General features: G+C 73.5%; 12 protein-coding genes. 5 read left to right on the top strand and 7 right to left on the bottom strand.

The features are described from left to right. Window positions 1-7: 7 nt before the first annotated feature. The 6 genes from IG74_RS0133340 to IG74_RS0133315 form a co-directional block, all read right to left on the bottom strand. Complete coding sequence (locus IG74_RS0133340; protein WP_030684804.1) at window positions 8-772, bottom strand: class I SAM-dependent methyltransferase; 765 nt, start codon at window positions 770-772, stop codon at window positions 8-10. After that, complete coding sequence (locus tag IG74_RS51330; RefSeq protein WP_030684802.1) at window positions 769-2109, bottom strand: condensation protein; 1341 nt, start codon at window positions 2107-2109, stop codon at window positions 769-771. The genes IG74_RS0133340 and IG74_RS51330 overlap by 4 nt, the downstream gene beginning before the upstream one ends. Continuing rightward, entirely contained in the window at window positions 2106-6530 is a 4425-nt protein-coding gene (locus tag IG74_RS0133330) for an alpha-(1->3)-arabinofuranosyltransferase (RefSeq protein ID WP_107059089.1), read from the bottom strand. Before IG74_RS0133330 ends, IG74_RS51330 begins: the two co-directional genes overlap by 4 nt. After that, complete coding sequence (locus IG74_RS0133325; RefSeq protein ID WP_420709981.1) at window positions 6527-7207, bottom strand: class I SAM-dependent methyltransferase; 681 nt, start codon at window positions 7205-7207, stop codon at window positions 6527-6529. The genes IG74_RS0133330 and IG74_RS0133325 overlap by 4 nt, the downstream gene beginning before the upstream one ends. Before the next feature lie 44 nt (window positions 7208-7251). Next, window positions 7252-8433: a glycosyltransferase family 4 protein gene (locus IG74_RS0133320; RefSeq protein WP_030684795.1), complete on the bottom strand. Its 1182-nt coding sequence runs from the start codon at window positions 8431-8433 to the stop codon at window positions 7252-7254. Window positions 8434-8732: 299 nt separating this feature from the next. Continuing rightward, the gene (locus IG74_RS0133315; protein ID WP_030684793.1) at window positions 8733-9767 is read right to left on the bottom strand and encodes a DUF3068 domain-containing protein; all 1035 of its coding nucleotides are present in this window, start codon (window positions 9765-9767) and stop codon (window positions 8733-8735) included. Window positions 9768-10133: 366 nt separating this feature from the next. Between IG74_RS0133315 and IG74_RS52880 the strand changes: the two genes are divergently transcribed. From IG74_RS52880 to IG74_RS0133300, 3 genes are all read left to right on the top strand, one after another. Further along, complete coding sequence (locus IG74_RS52880) at window positions 10134-10295, top strand: hypothetical protein (protein WP_199818925.1); 162 nt, start codon at window positions 10134-10136, stop codon at window positions 10293-10295. A 7-nt stretch (window positions 10296-10302) separates the two neighbouring features. After that, window positions 10303-11568 carry a helix-turn-helix domain-containing protein gene (locus IG74_RS0133305; RefSeq protein WP_051855886.1) on the top strand — a complete coding sequence of 422 codons (1266 nt, stop codon included), beginning with the start codon at window positions 10303-10305 and terminating at the stop codon, window positions 11566-11568. A gap of 100 nt (window positions 11569-11668) precedes the next feature. After that, complete coding sequence (locus IG74_RS0133300; RefSeq protein WP_051855883.1) at window positions 11669-12376, top strand: SCO2400 family protein; 708 nt, start codon at window positions 11669-11671, stop codon at window positions 12374-12376. 116 nt (window positions 12377-12492) lie between these two features. Here the strand turns inward: IG74_RS0133300 and IG74_RS0133295 are convergent, their stop codons facing one another. After that, window positions 12493-12936, bottom strand: coding sequence for a MarR family winged helix-turn-helix transcriptional regulator (locus IG74_RS0133295; RefSeq protein ID WP_030684786.1), 444 nt, complete (start codon window positions 12934-12936; stop codon window positions 12493-12495). Window positions 12937-13082: 146 nt separating this feature from the next. Here IG74_RS0133295 and IG74_RS0133290 point away from each other — a divergent pair, with 146 nt between their 5' ends. Beyond that, complete coding sequence (locus IG74_RS0133290; protein WP_030684784.1) at window positions 13083-14117, top strand: NADP-dependent oxidoreductase; 1035 nt, start codon at window positions 13083-13085, stop codon at window positions 14115-14117. 85 nt (window positions 14118-14202) lie between these two features. Further along, window positions 14203-14631, top strand: a complete 429-nt coding sequence (locus tag IG74_RS0133285; RefSeq protein ID WP_030684781.1) for an organic hydroperoxide resistance protein — start codon at window positions 14203-14205, stop codon at window positions 14629-14631. The last annotated feature ends 98 nt before the right edge of the window (window positions 14632-14729 follow it).

The raw sequence follows: 14729 nt of genomic DNA, 5'->3' as shown, positions 1-14729 counted from the left end.
ATGGGCCTCAGGCCTTTCGGGCGTGCAGCAGCAGGATCGAGGCCGCGCCCGGCACGGCGCAGGCGAGCCGGTCCAGGGGCCGCAGCGGCCGCGGCACCCCGTGGAAGGGCGCGCCCGCGAGCCGGACCACGTCGAAGCCGGAGGCCGCGACGAACTCCCGCAGCGCCCGCGCGGTGTACAGGCGCAGATGCCCGACGACCTCGCGGCCCGGGCGGCCGTGGATGGCGCGCAGGCTCACCTCGGAGAACACCGGCTGCACCCCGGCGAGCAGCAGGCCGCGGTTGTACCAGGCGGCGAGGTTCGGCGTGGACAGCATCAGATGGCCGCCGGGGCGCAGCACGCGGCGCAGCTCGTCGAGGGCCGAGTCGGGGTCGACGAGGTGCTCGACGACCTCGCTGAAGAGCACGGCGTCGACCGTGCCGGAGGCGAACGGCAGGCCGCCGTCGGTGAGTTCGCCGCGTACGACGTACGGCAGGTGGCCGCTCGCGCGGCGCAGCGCGTCCTGGGACCAGTCGACGCCGATGACGCGGTGCCCGGCGAGCAGCGGCGCGGCGACCCGGGCGGCGTTGCCGTCGCCGCAGCCCACGTCGAGGACCACGCGGGCGCCGCGCGTGGCGGGGCCGAGCGCGGCCGCGAGCATCCGCGCCTGGCGCAGGCTGCGGGCGTCCCCGGAGGCGACGGGGACGGCCGGGTTCTCGTAGAAGTCCCTGAGGCCGCGCGGGCGTTCGGGCGCGGACCGCTCCGCCGCGCCGGTCGTGCCGGTCGTCGTCATGAGCCGGGTCCCTCCTCGGTGGCGTGGAGGTAGTGCTCGAAGAGGTCGCGCAGACGGGCGCCGTCGCCGTGCCCGAGGAGCGTCCGGGACCAGCGCAGGGCCAGGTGAAGGCGGCCCCCGGTGGACGCGGTGGTCACGGTCAGGCCGCGCGGCGTGCGGGCGGGCGCCGAGAACCACACCGCGGTCGCCGCCCCCGCGTCGCCGAAGTCGAGGGCGTACGGGATCCGGCCGATGTTGCTGAGCAGCGTCGTGGACGTCCAGGGCGCGGCGGCCCTGCGCAGCCCCCGGGTGACGGCGGCCCGCACCCCGACCGGCAGGACCGGCGCGGTGAGCAGCGTCGCGCCGTGGCCGAGCTGCGGCCGGGACAGCGCCTTGAGGGCCCGCGTGCGGTCCGAGGTGCGGCGGAGCAGCGTACGGACGTCCTCGGGGCGCGGCTCGGCGTCGAGGAGCGGGGTCAGCTCGTCGGCGCCGAAGGGCACCTCGACGAGCCGCGTGCCGTTGCCGATGGGCATCGACATGTCGCGGGGGCGGTCGTCGACGGGCATGGTGATGCGCAACGGCCGCGGCTTGGCCCCGTGTTCACGGTTCCAGTGGGCGATCATCAGCGCGGTCGTGACCATCAGCTGGTCGTTGACGGTGAACGGCGAGCCCTTGGGGCGGCGCGGCACCGGCAGCTCCGCGACCAGCATGCCGTTGCCGGGCGACGGCTCGGGCGCGCCGCGGGCGACGCGGGCGGGCGGGGCCCACGGCGAGGGCAGGTCGGGCGCGTCCGCCGCCGGGGCGGTGGCGGGCGCGCGCGTCGGGGGCGCGGCGGGCGCGTTGTCCCGGCCCCCGTACAGCTCGGCGGCCGTGGCGAGGACGCGCAGGCACGCGGGCCCGTCCAGGGCCGTGTGGTTGATGGTGAGGAACAGCACGCTGCCGCTCGACCCCGGGGCGGCGACGACCTCCAGGCGCACCGGCGGGGACGCGGTCAGCGGCGGCGCGTCGCACAGCGCCCGCTCCCGGGCGCGCTTGAGGCCGTCGGCCCGCGCGCCCGGGAAGGTGACGACCTCCACGTCCGGGCCATCGGTCAGCTCCCACTCGTAGCGGCGCCGGTACCAGGCGCCGCGCGCCTCCCGCACGAGGATGCGCGGATGGCGGCGCAGGGCCTCGGTGAACGCCGTCCGCAGCCGGTCCGGGTCCGGGTTGCCCGGCAGGTGCACCTCGATGTGGACGGTCTCCGGCTCCTCCTCCTGGAGGCAGTGCCGGGCGACCTCGTCGACGACGGGGAACGGCACGCGGCGCGGCGGACGGCCGGAGCCGTCCGCGCGCCGGGCCGGGTGTTCCAGCGCGGTCATGGCCGGTGGTCCTCTTCCTGTTGCTCCGTGCCGTCGTCGCCGGGCTCCCGCTGCCGCTGCGGGGGTGCCCCCGCGTCGCGGCCGGGGCCGAGCGGCAGCGTCGTCGCCGACGGGTCACCGCCCGGCGGCGTCCCGCGCTTCGCCAGCGGATCGGCGCCCGCGGGCCCGGCCGGTGGCGCCGCGGGGGCCGCGGCGGGGGGCACGCCCTGACCGGGCGCGGGCGGTCCCGCGGGCGCACCGGCCGGGGCCGCGACCCCGGCCTGCACCCCGGCGGCCGCCGCGGGGGCGGCCTCCCGCACCGACACCAGGGCCGCGAACAGGCCGATGAACGCCATGATCTGAGCCGCGTGCCCGAAGGCCCCCTCGTCCGCGGCGATCGTCTCCCCGGCACCGGTGGCGGCGGCGATCCCCGCCCCGGCGAGCGCGACGAACGCGAGCGGCGCGAGCAGCGCGTGCCGCCACCGGGCGAGCACCGCGAGCGCGGGCACGAGCAGCGCGAACCAGCCCGCGACGACCACGGCCACCAGGGTCAGGGCCACCACGCCGAGGACGACGCCGGGCGCGGGCGGCGCCACGTCGGGGCCGTCCGGGTTGGCGTCCTTGCGGCGCACGAACACGAGCACCACGAGCGCGAGCACGCCCACGCCGCCGCCGATGAGCCCGGCCTCGTACGCCGTCGACGGCTCGTAGCTGAGCTTGATGGTGCCGCCCTCGCCCGCCGGGATCAGCCAGCCCTGCTGCCAGCCGTCGAGCCGCACCTCGCGCAGCTCCTCGCCGTTCAGGGTGGCCTTCCAGCCGTCGTTGACGTTCTCGTACGTGGTCAGGTACGAGGCCGCGCCGTCGCCGACGGTGAGCTTGCGCCGGTCGCCCAGCCAGTCCTTGACGGTCAGTTCGCGCGCGTTGGTGTCGAGGTTGCCGGGCGTGCCGCGCGTCAGCGTGACGTCGGTGAGCGCGAGCGGGCCCGCGTCACCGGCCTCCACGCGGTGCTCGCCCGCGCCCAGGCTCACCTTGGTGTCGGCCTTCGGCCGCCGCTCGCCGCGCTCGCACAGCGTGACCTCGACGGGCCGCCGCTGCACGAGGTCGCGCACGGTGCCCTTGACGGAGGTCGGGTACAGCTTGCCGTCGATGGCGACCTCGGGCCCCCGGCCGCAGGCCAGTTCGAAGGTGCGCCCGGCGCGCGGCTGCTTGGTGCGGAACTGGTCGAGCGCCGGGATGTAGGCCTCGGTCACGCCCACGGGCAGCTGGAGCTTCTCGTCCGCGACCGGGTTGTGCAGGGTCAGCGCCGCGGTCTTGGTGACGGTGATGGTGAGGCGGTCGGTGGTGATCGGCGCGAAGCGCGCCATGCCGTTCTCGTCGACCCCGGCGACCGCCGCGCCGTCCGGCGAGCTGATCTCGATCTTCTCGGGCCGCGTCGACAGGCCGCCCGCGGGGGGCAGCACGATCTCGCCGACGGGGACCTTGCCGGGCCAGCGCAGATGGATCACCGGGCTGTCGCCCGCGATCCACGCGGTGGTCAGGTCGCCGTCCGTGAGGTTGCGCGCGGACAGGCCCGTGCCCATGTCGGACGTGGACTCGGCGCTGGCGCGGATCTGCTGCCGCTGGCCGGGCGCCACGTCGTAGAGCAGCTCGTCGAGCTCGGACCCGGGCACGGCGACGGCGCTCATCCGCACGTCGTACGTGTCCTGCCCCTGGGTGGTGAACCGGCGGTGCAGACCCGCCTCGGAGGTCACGGGGGAAAGGCCGCTGGGGTCGGCCGAGCGGTGCATGGAGTACGTCGTCGCGTCGGCGTCGGCGCCCTCCGTGCCCTTCACGTCGTCGGGCATCTTCAGGAGCTTGGTCACCTGCACGCCGGGGATGCTGATCTCCGCGAACCCGGCCCCGGTCAGACCGCGCGTCGCGACCTGCGAGTCCAGGATGGTGATCTTGATCCAGTCGGAGTCGCCGGGCTTGGCGGCGACGCGCTGCGTCGTGCCGTTGGCCTTGAGGAACGAGTCCTTCTTGCCCTGCTCGGTCTCGACCCGCACCCGCGTCGGCGCAGCCCGCACCCCGTCCTGGGGCAGCGGCGTCACCTTGAACGACTTCGGAACAGCGGTCTTCTTGCGGAACTCCGCCTTGATCCACTCGCCGTCGGGGCTGCCCGGGTTGCCTTCGGTCCAGGCCGTGCCGGGGTTGCCGTCGAAGGCGTTCACCGGGTCGTACTGCGGCAGGTGGAAGAGCCAGTTGCCGTACGAGGAGGCCGTCACGGCCTTCGCGCCGCGCAGCTCCGCCGTCGTCTGGTGCTCGATCCCCTTGGTCGGCAGGATCTGGTGCGGCTTCTTGCCCGGATCCTGGAGCGCGTCCGGCGCGTTCTTCTCGTCGCGGGTGTACGTGTACGAGGTGTTGGTGTTGGTCAGGCCGAAGCGCGTGTCCGCGCGCCGCAGTCCGTCACCGACCGCCTGCAGGCCGGGCGCGGAGCCGAGGCCGGGGTGGTTGTCCCCGGTCAGGACCACCGGGCGGTCGCGCAGCTGGGGATCGGCGGACAGCGGGAGCAGCGCCTCCGGGCCGCCGCTGACGACGGCCGTGTTGGAGACCGGCTTCAGACCGGCCTGGCCGGGGCGCGGGGTGCCCTTGCCCGGGGTGTAGATCTCCACCGCGCGCTGGCGCGGGTACAGGCCCTCGACCTGCACGGGCGTGTCGTCCGCGATGCGGCCGCCGGTCTGGGTCGGGCCGAAGCCGGTCACGCGCGTGTAGCCGGACTGCTCCAGGGTGCGCTTGACCGTCGCCGTCGGGACGTAGCCGATCTGGTCCGGGTCGAGGTCGTTGCGCACGACCACGTAGTACAGGCCCGCACGCGTCAAGTAGTTCTTGAGGCCCGGCACCTGACTGCCCGTCATCAGGGCCTGCTCGACGGCGTCCATGGCGCGCCGGTTGCCGGGCGTGCCGAAGGGCACGTAGTCGCGCTGGGCCCAGCGCGACTCGGCCTGCACGTCGAGGGGCTGGTCGATCGAGGAGCCCCAGGAGTAGATGCCGTGCGCGGTCGCGGGCACCACCAGGGCGCGCGAGTCCGGCGAGTACTTGTCCAGCCAGTCGGCCGTGGCCTGCCAGTGGTTCGGCAGCTTCTTGAACGAACCGGGCTGCAGGATCGAGCCGTTGAGGTACGGCCACAGCAGACCCGGGAGCACCAGGACGGCGGCGACGAGCGGCGCGTACCGCCGCGCGGGCAGGGCCCGGGCGCCGTGCGTCCGGCCCACCGCGCCCGCCAGGTGCGCGAGGCCGAGGGCGAGGGCGAGCGCGACGCCCGTCTGGAACTTGTAGATGTTGCGGAACGGCACCAGCCAGCCGTTCAGCCAGTCCTGCACCGTGCCGTGGAAGAGCGCCCCGGAGGCGCCGCCGTACCCGGCGAGCATGACCAGGACGGCCGCGAGGACCGTCAGGGTCAGCCAGCGCCGCTCCGGCAGGTCGCGGCGGGCGAGCCCGGCGAGCCCGAGCCCGGCGGCGAGCGCCGAGCACACGATGGTGACCACGGAGGCCGCGACGGTCCAGCCCGCGGGCAGCCAGGCCTCGCCGAAGTGCAGATAGGCCACCCAGTTGCCGGCGCCGCGCAGCGCCTCGGTGGCCGACATGGTGCCGGTCGTGGTGGCCGCGTTCTCCACGTACGGAAGGAAGTTCTCGCCGTAGATGCCGAGCAGGAGCAGCGGCACCACCCACCACGCGGTGGCCAGGACGACGCCCGGCACCCACCAGGTGATGAGCTTGCGCTTGCGCGGCCCGTTCGGGCGCGAGAGCAGGTACAGGGCGACGGGAAGCAGCGAGGCCAGCGTGGAGGCCGCGTTCACCCCGCCCATGAACGGAATGACGAGGGCCGAGCGGAACGCCGCGATCCGCGCGGTCACGCGGTCGTTGGTGAGCGGGAGCAGCACCCAGGGCAGGAAGGCGCCGGGCAGCGCCGCCGCCGACGTCGAGCCGATCACCACGGTGAACGTCGGCCACAGCGCGTACACCACCGCGCCGAGCAGCCGCGAGCCGCGGGTGCCGATGCCGAGCCGCTCGGCGAGCCGGAGGGCGCCCCAGAACGCGGCCGTCACGATCAGCGAGAACCACAGCCGTTCCGCGATCCACACCGGCAGCTGGAGCAGGTCGGTGAGCGCGTAGTACGGCAACATCGGGAAGGCGTACCCGATGTACTGGTCCTGGAGGCCCCCGAAGCCGCCCCGGTCGTGCCACAGCTGACCGAGGTCGGAGAGGAACTGCCATGGATCGACGGCGACACCGAGTTTGGTGTCGAACGTCATCCGCCCCGGCTTCACCGCGAGGAAGCACACGAGCGTGACGGCCCAGAATCCGGCGAGCCAGCGCCGGGGGCGCGGGCCGTGCTCGGGTTCGGACCGGCGCGCCGTCGGCCGCGTCGCGGCCGGGGGAGGGGCCTGGACCGTTGTGGTCATGGACACCGCCTGAGGATGAGGAGAAGGTTCCAGGTCGTGAACTCACGCACGCCCGGAACCTTCGCCACGGACTCGGCGAGGAACGGCCAGTAGCGCGAGCGCGCGGAGACGACGGTGACGTCTTCGCGGGCCCGCACCTGTCTGAGCGTGGGTCCTATGTGGTGCGCGTAGAGGTTGACGCCGAGCGTGTGCTTGGCGGGCGTGCCGGTGCGCCGCTCGTAGCGGGCGCGGGCGCGCTCGGCGCCCAGGTAGTGCCAGGGTGCCCACTCGTGGCCGCCCCAGGGGGACAGCCAGTTCGTGAACGCCACGTAGATGAGGCCGCCGGGCCGGGTGACCCGCACCAGCTCGCTGAGGAAGGTCTGCGGGTCGGCCACGTGCTCCAGGACGTTGGAGGAGAACGTGACGTCGGCCGAGCCGGTCGCCACGGGCAGCAGATAGCCGTCCGCGACCACCGCGCCCTCGGGCGGCTTGGCGCCGCGGGCGCCCAGCTCCCGGAGGTCGGGTTCGAAGAGGAACGCCTGCGCGCCGCGCCTGCGGAACTCCTCGGTGAAGTAGCCCGCGCCGCCGCCGACGTCCACGACCACCTTGCCGTTCACGGGCAGATGGCGTTCGACCTGGTCGGCGGCGTCCCGGGCGAGCAGCGCGTAGCACCGCTCCGGTTCCTGCCGCTCCCTCATGAAGGCCCGGAACAGGGTCACGGAGCGGCGCAGCGACGGATCCTTCACCCGGACCCCTCAGGACGTGGCGTGGGTGGCGGCTCGTGTGCGGCGACGGCCTCGGCGGCCACCGCGGCGAACTGCCGGACGGTGTTGGCCCAGCGGAACTGCGCGGCGCGCTCGGCGGCGGCCTTGCCGAACGCCCGGCGCCGCTCGGTGGAGAGCGCGAGCGTGCACCAGGCGGCCGCGAAGGAGCTCTCGCCGCCCGCGAGCAGGCCGGTCACCCCGTCCTCGACGGAGTCCCGTACACCGGGCACGTCGAAGCCGATCGCGGGCGTGCCGCGGGCCGCGGCCTCGGTGATGACCAGGCCCCAGCCCTCGACGGCGGAGGGGTGCAGGAGCAGCCAGGCCGCGCACAGCAGCCGGTGCTTCTCGGCCTCGGAGACGTGCCCCGTGAAGTGCACGTCCGGTCCCGCCATCCGTTCGAGACGGGCCCGCTCGGGCCCCTCGCCGACGATGACGAGCCGGCCACCGGTGACCGGGCGGACCCGCTCCCACAGGCGAAGCAGCAGATCGACGCGCTTGTACTCGACGAGGCGGCCCATGGCGAGGAAGAGCGGTTCGTCGGAGCGCTCGTGCAGCGGCCCCGGCTCCTCGACGCCGTTGTGCACGACCCGGATGCGGTCGCGGTCGACGCCCAGGTCGCGCAGGGCGGTGGCCGTCGAGGGGGAGACGGCGACCAGGAGGTTGCCGCGCTGCGCGCCCGAGAGCGCCCAGTGTTCGAGCCTGCGCCCGAGCCGGGCGGCCGGGGCGAGGGGGCCCTGGAAGCGCATCGCCCACAGCTCGGTGTGGACGTGGTTGACCAGGCAGAGCGTGGGGCCGCGGTGCCACAGGGGCGCCAGGTACGGCATGCCGTTGCAGACCTCGACCAGGAGGTCGCTGCCGCCGACCTGGCGGCGGTAGGCCGAGCGGGCGCGCAGGTAGTGCCCCAGGTCGCCGCCCGCCGACACCACGCGGTAGTCGCGGTACGCGGCGGGTCCGCCGCACAGCAGCGTGACCTGGTGACCCCCGCGGGTCAGCCCGTCGGCCAGGCGGTCGACGAGGAGTTCGGAGCCGCCTGCCGCGGGGTTGCCGAGGTCGCGGCGGGCGAGGAAGGCGATCCGGCGCGGCTGCGGGGGGAGCGCCGGAAGGAGCCGCGCGGGCCGCTGGGCGACGGGGCGCAGCGACGACGGCACGTGCTGGGGCATGGGGTGCTCCAACTCGTCTCAGGGTGCGGAACTGTGGGGGGATCGGACGGGGCGGTGCGGACGCTCTCTCGCAGCGGTGGTGGTGGCGGACGGGGTGGGCTCGGCGGGGTTCCGGGTGGTGCGGTGGGGGCGGAATCCCGCGGGTCGGTCGGGGATGCGGGGTGCTTCAGGTGCTTCAGGTGTGGTGCGGGGTGTGGTGCGGGCCGGTGCGTGGGTGGGGTGGATAGTTTTCGCCGCACCGAACGGTGCGGCTACTCACCGGCGTGACAATTTCGGGCCTTCTTAGAGCTGACGTCTCATCACATCGTGGTGGGTTGCAGGGCACTTTGTGAGGTATCGGAATGTGGACCTTCCGCATCCGGATTTCCACCGCGCCCGTTCGGGCCGTTTGCGCCCGAATTGCGCCCCCGGATGATCAGGGCGCCGCCGAGCAGCGTGAGCGCCCCGCCCAGGGCCACGCAGAGCAGCGGCAGCGTCTCGCCGACCAGCTTCAGCCGCGAGCTGTCGTCCTCGGCGAGCTTCACCTGGGCCCGCTGGGTCTTCTCGGTGAACGCGATGCGCCGACTGTCCAGGAGCACCGTGCGGTCCTTCTTGCCGCCGGGCGCCCGCAGCGTCTTGCGCGGTCCGATGGCCGCGTAGATGATCCGGCCGGTGCGCTTGTCGGCGACCAGCTCGATCCCGTGGTTGGCGTACCACTCCTCGGCCATGACCTGGCCGCGCTTCGGCAGGCCGACCAGGCGCCCGGGGACCTGCCGCGTGCCGGCCTTCGTGGCGGCCACCGTGCCGGTGAAGCGGTAGCCCTCGTGCCCCTGGATCTTCTTCTCGCCGCGGAACTTCAGCGGCACGGTGTCACCGAGGGTGCTGTCCCACCACAGGTAGTCGCGCTGCTCCACGTCGAACGGGAACTTCAGGTACGCCTCGCCCTCGAAGTACGGCTTCTCGCCGCAGCAGTGCACGGGCTTGTTGGTCTTGCGGTCGGTCACCCAGCGCTCCTGGGTCCACAGGAGCGCGTCGTGCGGGTCGGCGGCGGGCAGCGACTTGTCGGGGTCGACGGAGGTCACCACGTCCCAGATCGCGCGGCCCGACTTCTCGCTGTCGGCCACGTCGCCGCGGACCTGCCGGGTGATGGTGAGGTTCTGGTCCTCGACGGTCTTGATCTTCTTGGTATCGAAATAGCTGCCCTTCCCCTCGAAGACGGTGATCTGGTCGACGTCGATCGGCGTGCGTTTCGCCCGCGGCTCGACGTACCAGGCCAGCATCGGGGCCAGGACCAGCAGAAAGACGCCGAGACCGAGCAGGACCAGGGACAAGGGCGAGGCTGTACGGCGCGTCATCCGGCGCTCCTGCCGTGAGGTGAACAGGGGGACGGTCGAACACAGAGCTGTGGAGCACAGAGCTGTGGATCACGGTTCGGTCACACGCTCGTCGGCCGCTCAACTGTGAAGCATGACCGATGCGTTGCGCAGGTGCTTCGGTGCTGTTGCCGATGAGTTGCCCGAATCGCTGCGGCGCTGTCACCGCGGTGTTACCGACCCGTATGAGCCGCGAACGCTAGGCGGACCCTTGACGCAGTGTCAATGGTTGTCGACACTGGGCACCTGCCGGACGGGGCCGGCAACGGGCCGGTTATCGACTCTCCGCGACCGGACAGCTCGGGATCAGGGTGGGGTACGACCTCCAGCAGAGAGGCTGACCCTCGTATGCACAGAACGCTCGCCGCGGCTTTGACCGCCGCCGTCGCCGCGGCCCTCGCCGTGGGTGCCGGGTTCGGCATCGTCGCGCTCCTGAACGCCACACCGGACCAGCCCAACCGGCCGCTCGTCCACTACGAGTCACCCGACCGCGACCAGCGGGACCAGTGATCCGGCCATGCCCGCCGTCCCCGACCTCTCCGAGAGCGAGCGCCCGACCATGACTCGCTCGGCCTGGCGCGACGTGCCGCCCCTCCAGGTCAGACGCTTCGCCGCGCTGGCCCTCGAAGAGGTGCCGGTGCTCGCCCAGGACATCCTGCGGGAGATCCGCGCCGAGTACCCGGGCCTGCCCGTCGTCCTCGACGACTCCGGCGAGCCCATGGCGCTCGTCGGCATCCGCCGCGCCCTCGAAGGCTTCGTCCAGCAGCTCGCCGCCGCCGACCGGCCGCGCTACCACCCCGAGGTCTTCCAGGAATTCGGCCGCGGCGAGGGCCTCGAAGGCCGCAGCCTCGACTCGCTCCAGGCGATCTACCGGCTCGGGGTCAAGCTGGCCTGGCGCCGGCTCGCCGAGATCGGCCAGCAGACCGAGATCCCGCCCCCGGCCATGTACGAACTCGCCGAATCCGGCTTCGAGTACCTGGACGGCCTGGTCGACCAGTCGGTGCGCGGCTACGCCGAGGCCGCGGCCCGCCAGGCCGGGGAGCGGCTGCGGCTGCAACGCAAGCTGATGGAGTCCCTGCTCTCCGAGCGCCGCCCGGAGCCGCAGGCGAACTCCGTGCTCGGCGCCGACGGCGGCCTGGACGAGCGGGCCGCCCGGGTCGGCTGGGCGCTGCCCGAGCGCGTCGCCGTCGGCGTGCTCCTCCGCCCGGCGCGCGAGGCGGTCGCCCCGGCCGTCGGCGAGGGCGTGCTGCTCGACATGGAGGCCGAGCAGCCCCGCATGGTCGTGCCCGACCCGGACGCCGCGGGCCGCCCCGAACTGCTGCGCCGCGCCATGACCGGCTGGTCGGGCGCCATCGGCCCGCCCGTCGCGCTCGCCGACGCCGCGAAGTCGCTGCGCTGGGCGCAGGCCGCGATCGGCCTGATGCAGCGCGGACTGCTGCCCGCGGGCGAGGTGCTGCACTGCACCGAGCACACCGAGGCCCTGGTCCTGCTCCAGCCCGAGGAGCTCATCGAGGACCTCACCCGGCGCTGCCTCGCCCCCCTCGAACACTGCGGTCCCGCCCACGGCCGCCGCCTCGCCCAGACCCTGCTGGCCTGGCTTGAGACCCGGGGCGGCGCCCCCGAAGTCGCCACCCGCCTTGGTGTGCACCCGCAAACCGTGCGCTATCGCCTGCGGCAGATAAGGGAGCTGTGGGGCGACGAGATCGACGACCCGGACCGCCGCTTCGAGCTGGAGCTGGTGTTGCGGGCACGGCGGCTGCGGGGCGAACTCGGGCGGCCCTGACCCCCTGGGCGCACACCGTTCCCGGATGATTCAGTTCCGCACACAACCTTCACAGCTTCGGCTTCCTCCGACACCGCGCGGGACCTAGCCTCCATGCCTCATGGGCCCCATGGATTACTGCCACGCGTGTCACCGGCACCTCAACGGCGCCTTCGCCTGCCCCGGCTGCGGAACCCCGGCCGAGGAGTGCCGCGCGTACGAGCCGTACGAGCCCCATGAGGCGGACGGCGCGAGCGAGGAGTACGAGCAGGGCGAGGAGCGGCCCCAGGAGCAGGGGCGCCGGAGCGGCCGCGCCCGCCGGGCGGCCCAGCACCGCCGCAGGCGCCGCCGACTGCTGCTCGCCACCGCGGGCCTCGCCCTTGCCGCGGGCGGCCTGAGCTTCGCCGAACTCGGCACGGAGTCGCGGTCCGAACGCCCGGAGAAGGCGTCGTCGGCCGAGGACGAGCAGCGGCCCGACACCGCCGAACACCCCGACGGCGCGGCGGACGCGGCCGGAGCGGACACCTCCGCCGAGCCGGTGTCGTCCTCGGCGTCCCCGTCGAAGGACACGACGACGGTCGCCCCGGAGGAGAAGGAGCGGGAGAGGACGGCGGAGGCGGAGCGGAACGACAGTGCCCCGGACGAGTCGTCCTCGTCGGCGCGGAACCCGGCCGCGCCCGCCCCCCGCCCCGAGCCCACCTCCCACACGCCCACCAAGGCCCCGGCCCCCAAGCCCACGACGTCCAAGCCCTCGACGAACAAGCCGCGCCCGACCCCGACCCCCACCCCGACGGAAACATGCGACCGCTTCCTGTGGTGGTGCACGTAGGTGACGGGGGAGCGCCCCGAAGGGGCGCGGGGCTGTATTGATATGCGGCTCCGCCGCGTGGGCGCGACCAGCCACGACGCACCCGCAGCGGAAAGGGGACGGGGGAGGCGAGGGCGCTAGCCCTCGCCCAGCATCCGGCGCAGCAACCCGCGAAGGGACTCGCGCTCGTCCCGGGAGAGCTGGGCCAACGGCTCGCGCGCGAAGTCGAGCGACTCGCGCAGGCTCCGGGCCGTCCGCACCCCCTCCTCCGTCGGCGCCGCCAGCTTTACGCGCCGGTCGGCCGGGTCGGGCCGCCGCTCGACGAGGCCCCGGGCCTCCAGGCGGTCGACGATTCCGGTCACGTTCGACGGCTCGCACTTCAGCTTCTGGGCGATGCGCCGCATGGGCATCGGCTCCAGGGAGAGCAGCCCGAGGACGCGCGCCTGCGCCCCGGTCAGGGCGTGCTTGCCCGCCGCCACCTCGTACTCCTCGTGGTAGCGCGCCACGACGGTGCCGATCAGCTCGACGACCTCGAGCGTCAGCGGGTCGGTCCGGGGGGCGGGGGAGTTCTTGGTGACCATGTCTCTCAGCGTACCCATTTACTTGACAATCTAAAATATCGAAGCGCATGCTTATTTCAGAACCTGAAGCATTAGGCCTCGAAGCCCTCGCTCCCCGAGGGCGCTCGGGGCCCGACGTCCGAGGAAGTCTGAGGAGGACACCCCCCATGTCCGTCACCCCCGAGCAGCTCCCCGCCACCGGCCGCGCCTGGCACCTCGTGCGGCGCCCGCACGGCTGGCCGGTCCCGGAGGACTTCGCGCTGCGGGAGGTCCCCGTCGAGGCCCCGGCGGAAGGCCGCGTCCTGGTCCGGAACCTGCACTTCTCCGTCGACCCGTACATGCGCGGCCGGATGAACGACGTGAAGTCGTACATCCCGCCGTTCCAGCTCGACCAGCCCATGGACGGCGGCGCGGTCGGCGTGGTCGTGGCCTCGAACGCGGACGGCCTCGCGGTGGGCGACCACGTGCTGCACTTCGCGGGCTGGCGGGAGTACGCCTCGGTGCCCGCGAAGCACGCGACCAAGGTGGACCCGGACGCGGCCCCGCTCTCGGCGTACCTGGGCGTGCTCGGCATGACGGGCCTGACGGCGTACGCGGGCCTCCTGGAGGTGGCCTCCTTCAAGGAGGGCGACACCGTCTTCGTCTCCGGCGCGGCGGGCGCGGTCGGCAGCCAGGTCGGCCAGATCGCCCGGCTCAAGGGCGCCTCGCGCGTCGTGGGCTCGGCGGGCTCGGACGACAAGGTCAAGCTCCTGGTCGAGGAGTACGGCTTCGATGCGGCCTTCAACTACAAGGACGAGAAGCCCGTCGTCGACCAGCTCAAGGAGGTGGCCCCCGACGGCGTCGACGTCTACTTCGACAACGTGGGCGGCGAGCACCTGGAGGCCGCCATCAGCCGCATGAACGTGGGCGGCCGCGCCACCATCTGCGGCATGATCGCGGGCTACAACGACACCGAGCCGACCCCGGGCCCGCGCAACATGGCCATGATCATCGGCAAGCGCCTGCGGCTCCAGGGCATGCTCGTGGGCGATCACGAGAGCCTCCAGCCGCAGTTCGTGCGCGAGGTCGGGGCCTGGGTCCGCGCCGGCGAGCTGAAGTACACCGAGACGTTCGCGCACGGCATCGACAGCGGCGTGGACGCCTTCCTCGGCATGCTGCGCGGCGAGAACACCGGCAAGATGATCGTCTCTCTCGACGCCTGAGAACTTCCGCTACTCGGTAAGGTAATTCCAGATCGCCGGGCCGGCGGGCGCGCGGAACGGCACACACCAGGAGGATCCGACACTCATGTCCATCCAGAACATCGACGTCAAGTACACCGCCGTGGCCACCGCGGAGAACGGCCGCGACGGGCGCGTCGCCTCCGACGACGGCAAGCTCGACGTCGTCGTGAACCCGCCGAAGGAGCTGGGCGGCAGCGGCGCGGGCACCAACCCCGAGCAGCTCTTCGCCGCCGGTTACAGCGCCTGCTTCCAGGGCGCCCTCGGCGTCGTCGCCCGCCGCGAGAAGGCCGACATCTCCGGCTCCACGGTCACCGCCAAGGTCGGCATAGGCCAGAACGAGTCCGGCGGCTTCGGCCTGGAGGTCGAGCTCGTCACCTCCATCCCGAACGTCGACGCGGCCACCGCTCAGTCCCTGATCGAGCAGGCCCACCAGGTGTGCCCGTACTCGAACGCGACGCGCGGCAACATCAAGGTCGACATCAAGCTGGCGTGACCTGGCGGGGCGCCTTGAGCAGCGTTGGCTCGCGCTGACGCGCTTGCTTACCCCACCCACCCCCCCCCCCCCCCCCCCCGGGGGGGGGGGGGGGGGGG

Origin of the sequence: Streptomyces sp. NRRL B-1347 (genome assembly GCF_000720325.1) — a bacterium.
In the GTDB taxonomy this organism is placed as follows: Bacteria; Actinomycetota; Actinomycetes; order Streptomycetales; family Streptomycetaceae; genus Streptomyces.
Note: the sequence above shows the minus strand (reverse complement) of the source record. Positions and strands in the feature narration are given on the sequence as shown.